The sequence below is a fragment of the Mesorhizobium sp. M1A.F.Ca.IN.020.06.1.1 genome (genome assembly GCF_004023265.1).
Classification (GTDB): Bacteria; Pseudomonadota; Alphaproteobacteria; order Rhizobiales; family Rhizobiaceae; genus Mesorhizobium.
The window spans coordinates 1-4496 of the sequence record NZ_RZSR01000476.1; the positions used below are offsets into that span (position 1 = coordinate 1).

General features: G+C 65.3%; 5 protein-coding genes. All 5 read right to left on the minus strand.

Features of this window, described 5'->3' with window-relative positions; all coding sequences use genetic code 11:
- On the minus strand, positions 1-656 hold a 656-nt coding region (locus EOA60_RS20115; protein WP_164899421.1), incomplete at its 3' end, for an alcohol dehydrogenase catalytic domain-containing protein.
- Positions 657-694: 38 nt separating this feature from the next.
- Positions 695-1966 (minus strand): beta-ketoacyl-ACP synthase, encoded by a 1272-nt coding sequence (locus EOA60_RS20120; protein WP_095825650.1) that lies wholly within the window; start codon positions 1964-1966, stop codon positions 695-697.
- 17 nt (positions 1967-1983) lie between these two features.
- Positions 1984-3174, minus strand: coding sequence for a beta-ketoacyl-ACP synthase (locus tag EOA60_RS20125; RefSeq protein WP_095825649.1), 1191 nt, complete (start codon positions 3172-3174; stop codon positions 1984-1986).
- A 46-nt stretch (positions 3175-3220) separates the two neighbouring features.
- Complete coding sequence (locus EOA60_RS20130; RefSeq protein WP_066999801.1) at positions 3221-3502, minus strand: acyl carrier protein; 282 nt, start codon at positions 3500-3502, stop codon at positions 3221-3223.
- A gap of 177 nt (positions 3503-3679) precedes the next feature.
- A partial coding sequence (locus EOA60_RS20135) for a slipin family protein (RefSeq protein ID WP_164899422.1) occupies positions 3680-4496 on the minus strand: 817 nt, incomplete at its 5' end.

Below are 4496 nucleotides of genomic sequence, written 5' to 3' on the forward strand. Positions count from 1 at the left end.
GCGCGATAGTTGATGCCATGGTCGGCGCCAAGCGCCTTCGCCTTGTCTATCTTGTCGTTCGAGCCGACCGTAGTGATGACCGTGCAGCCCATGCGCTTCGCCAATTGGATGGCTGCGGAGCCGATGCCGGAGCCGCCGGCATGGACGAGGATGGTCTCACCGGGCTCCAGTTTCGCGTTGTCGAACAGCATATGCTCGACCGTGCCGAAGGTGACGGGTGCGACGGCAGCGCCGATATCGGAGACACCGGGCGGCGCAGGCACCAGGAGACGGGCAGGCAGGTTGATCTTTTCCTGCGCGAAGCCGTCGAGATGAAAACCGTGGACGCCGGAGACGTGCTCGCAAAGATTGTCGCGGCCCTCGCGGCAGGCACGGCAGAGCCCGCAGGTTCGCGCGCCGTAGATCGACACCAGTTGCCCCGGCAGGAGGGTGGAGACGCCGGGTCCGACCGCCTCGACCTCGCCCGAGGCTTCGGCGCCGACGACCAGCGGCAGCTTGCGCTTGGCGAAGGCCATGCCGCGCCAGCCCCAGACGTCGATATGGTTGAGCGCCACCGCCTTGATGCGGAGCGTCACTTCACCTTGCGAAGGCGGCGGGGGAGGCGGAAGGTCCACCGTTTCAAGGCGGCGGTCCTCGATAAGTTGCAATGCGCGCATTTGGCCTGTTGGTACTTTGGAAGCGGGAAAACGTCCGCTTAGACCGGTTCCCGCGCCATGACAAGGCAGGTGTTCTGGCCGCCGAAGCCGAAGGAATTCGACAGAACCGTGCCGACCTCGGCGTTGCGCTTCTTGTTTGGCACCACGTCGAGCACGATTGCCGGATCAGGATTGTCGTAATTGATGGTCGGCGGGATGACGCTTTCGCGCATGGTCATCAGCGAGAACGCGGCCTCGACCGCGCCGGCGGCGGACAGCGTGTGGCCGATCATCGACTTGTTCGACGAGATCGGCATCGAGCCGATCCGCTCGCCGAACACGGTCGACAGCGACAGATGCTCCATCTTGTCGTTTTCCGGCGTCGAGGTGCCGTGCGCGTTGACGTAGTCGATCTCGTCTTCGCTCAAGCCGGCATCGGCAAGGGCGGCGCGTACCGCGGCGATGGCCGGCGAACCGTCAGGCTTGGAGCGGGTGCGGTGGAAGTCGTCGGCGCGCTCGCCGCAGCCACGCATTATGCCGAGGATAGTGGCACCCCGGGCAAGTGCCGCCTCCAGCGATTCCAGCACAAGCGCGCCGGAACCCTCGGCAAGGACAAAACCGTCACGGTCCTTAGAGAAGGGCTTCGAGGCCTTTTCGGGAATGTCGTTGTGGGTGGAAAGCGCCGAGAGCAGCGAGAAGCGGATCAGGGCTTCGGCCGTCGCGGAGCCGTCGGCGCCGATCGACAGCGCCTTGTCGCATTCGCCGCGGCGGATGGCCTCGACACCGAGCTGGATGGCGGTGGCGCCTGACGCGCAGGCTGTCGACAGCGTGATCGGCAGGCCGCGCGTGCCAAAACGATCGGCCAGGCGATCGGCGATCGAGCCGAACTGGGTGGTCTCGAAAATGCCGAGCTCCTTCAGTCCGCGCGCCACGCGCAGCAATCTCTCGGAACCGCTTTCCTTCTTGTCGGAATTGTAGAGCGAGAAGCGGTCGGCCCAATCGAGCTCGACCGGCGGCGAGGCGAGAAAGAGCGGGCCGCCGAAATCGCCGGAATCGAGGCCGGCCTCCGACACCGCTTCCTGGGCGGCCGTCTCGGCCAGCTCGTAGGTGAGGGGACTGGCACCCTTGGAGCTCGACGGCAGGAAATCGACCATGCCGGAGATGCGGGTGTTCAGATGATCGACGGGAAAACGGGTGATCGGATGGATGCCGGATTTGCCTGAGGTCAGCGCCGCCCAGTTGTCGGCCTTGCCGACGCCAAGCGAAGTCACCACGCCGATGCCGGTCACGGCGACGATAGGCCTGCCCATGTGATCGCGGAGATTGGCCATGTTCTGTCTGTCTCGCTCTAAGCGGCCTTGATCAGCCCCAGGCCCTCGAATTGGTGATAGCCGATCGCCGTTGCAAGGACGGAGCTGGGGGCGCCTTCGAATGGTTGCTCCACTGTGGCATCGAAGACAGGGTAGGGGGCCTTGCGGTCGACGGCGAGCGCGGCAAGCGCCACGGCGAAGGGGAACTGCGCTTCTTTCATGTGGCCGGTGAGCGTCGAGAAGGCGCGCACTGCAAGCGCCGGGTTGGCATCGAGTGCCACCTTTTCGGCCGCCGTGGCGGCATGGGCGCCGGAGGCACCGGAAATCGTCAGCAATTCGCCGGCGGGCAGCGCCGCCTGCTTCAGCAAAGCGGCGATGTCGGCATTCAGCTCGCCGCGCCGGCGCCGGGCCCGGCCGGAAACCACAGGACCGAGCTCAGCATAGATCCTGCGACCCCGGCTCTCCGCATGCTCGCGCTGTTCGAGCACCAAGAAAGCGCCGCCCGAGCCCGTCACCACGCCGCCGCCTTCCGCGCCCTGTCTTTGCCAGACCGGTCTCCACGGGCCGCGATGCAGATAACCGGCGAGCTCATAGCCGAGCAGCATGTCTGAGTGCTCGGTCTGGAAGGCGCCGCCGACCAGCACATGGGTCGACTGGCCGGAGCGGATGCGCGCGGCGGCCGTCTCAACGGCAGAGACGCCGGCGCCTTCCTCGCCCATGAAGGTACGAGACGAGCCGGTGACCTTGTGCACGATGGAGATGTTGCCGGCGAGCAGATTGGAAAGCTGGGCGAGGAACAGCGTCGGCCGCAATTCCGTGGTCAGCTTCTCGTTGAGCAGCACGTCGCGGTCGTTGCGGCTCTCGGACGCCGCCAGGATCGCGCTGTCCACGGCCTCGTCGCGCTCGCCGCCGCCGGCCGCCACAACCATGTCCATGGTCGCGCAAAGCTCGTCATTGCCCTTGATGCCGGCGTCGTCCAGCGCCAGGCCGGCGACATAGGTGCCGAGCCGCTGCCAGGTCTCCATCTGGCGCTGGTCGCCGCGCTTGGCGATCTGCAGGTTCCAGTCGATCTCGGGCAGGGGATGAATTGTGTAGGGCGCAAAGCGCGTCGCATCGAGCACCGGCTCAACGCCCGGCCGGGTCAGCTTCTGCCAATGCGCGTCCGGTCCTTCTCCCAGCGAAGAGACAAGGCCGATACCGGTGATGACGACGTCGCGCGGGCTGCTCATGAGCGGCTTTGCTGGTCAGGCTGGAGGTGGGACAAGGTCGCGCTCGTCAGGCGGCCTTGGCCGCGACCAGCGCGTCGATCTTGGCGCACAGGTTCTGCATGACGAAGTAGTCGTCGGTCGAAGCCTTGCCGTCATTGACCTCTTGCGTCCACTTCTCGAGCGGCACCTTGATGCCGAATTCCTTGTCGATGGCAAAGACGATGTCGAGGAAATCGAGGCTGTCGATGCCGAGATCGTCGATGGTATGGCTTTCGGGCGTGATGGTGTCGATATCGATCTCGCTGGTGTCGGCAATGATCTTGGCGACTTTCTCGAACGTGGTGGACAAGGGCTCTTCCTTCGGTTGCGGGCGGAATCTGTCCGCATCTTGTTTTGGCGCTGTCTAATCGGTTTTTCCGGGCAGGAAAAGGCCTGACACGCCGGGCGCAGATGGGATGCCGGCTTTGTGGACGCAAGAAGGGCCGCCGGGCAACCGGCGGCCCTTCCCATTTTACGTGGCGTAAGCTCAGCCTTCGCGGAGCTTGACCAGATCGTTGAGCAGCCCGCCCGTCCCGTTGTGGACGGTCAGGCGCTCGACCTTGCCGGCGATGGCCTCGAGAGCCTCGAGTTCCTTCAGCCGCAGCATCACCGGATTCTCGGCCATCACCTTGGCCGTGTTGAGCAGCGAACGCGTGGCGTTCGTCTCCTCGCGGCGGCGGATGACGTTGGCCTCGGCCTGCTTCTCGGCCGAAACCACCTGGTTGAGGATCTCGCGCATCTCGCCGGGCAGGATCACATCCTTAAGCGCGATATCGCTGACCTCGAGGCCGATCGCGGCCATGTCGGAACGCACCTTGGCGGCTGCCTCCTCATCGACCGTGATCTTCTTGTCGAGGATCTGGTCGAGGGTGAGCGCGCCGAGCGTCTTGCGGAAGGCGTACTGCAGGGCGCGGTAGAGGGCTTCCGAGAAGTCCTTCACCGTGCTCACCGCCGTCACCGGATCGACGACCCGGTATTCGACGGCGATGTTGACGCGGATCGTCACGCGATCCTTGGTCAGCACTTCCTGCCCGGCGACATCAAGCGACTGCCGCTTGAGGTCGACGACCTTCACCTGGACCATGCGCCCGACATTCCAGAAGGCGTGCACCCCCGCGGCAAGCGTGCGGGTGTAGACGCCGTCCACGAACAGCAGACCGACCTGACCGTCCACGACCGGATGCAGGAACATGTGTTCCGTCTTTCGGGCCTGGCCGATCCGGCGCATCAAGGCCGGATCGACGGCCAGATCGGCCGCCGTGTCGACGGAGGTCACCGCCCACGGGCCGGCATCCGTCCACAGC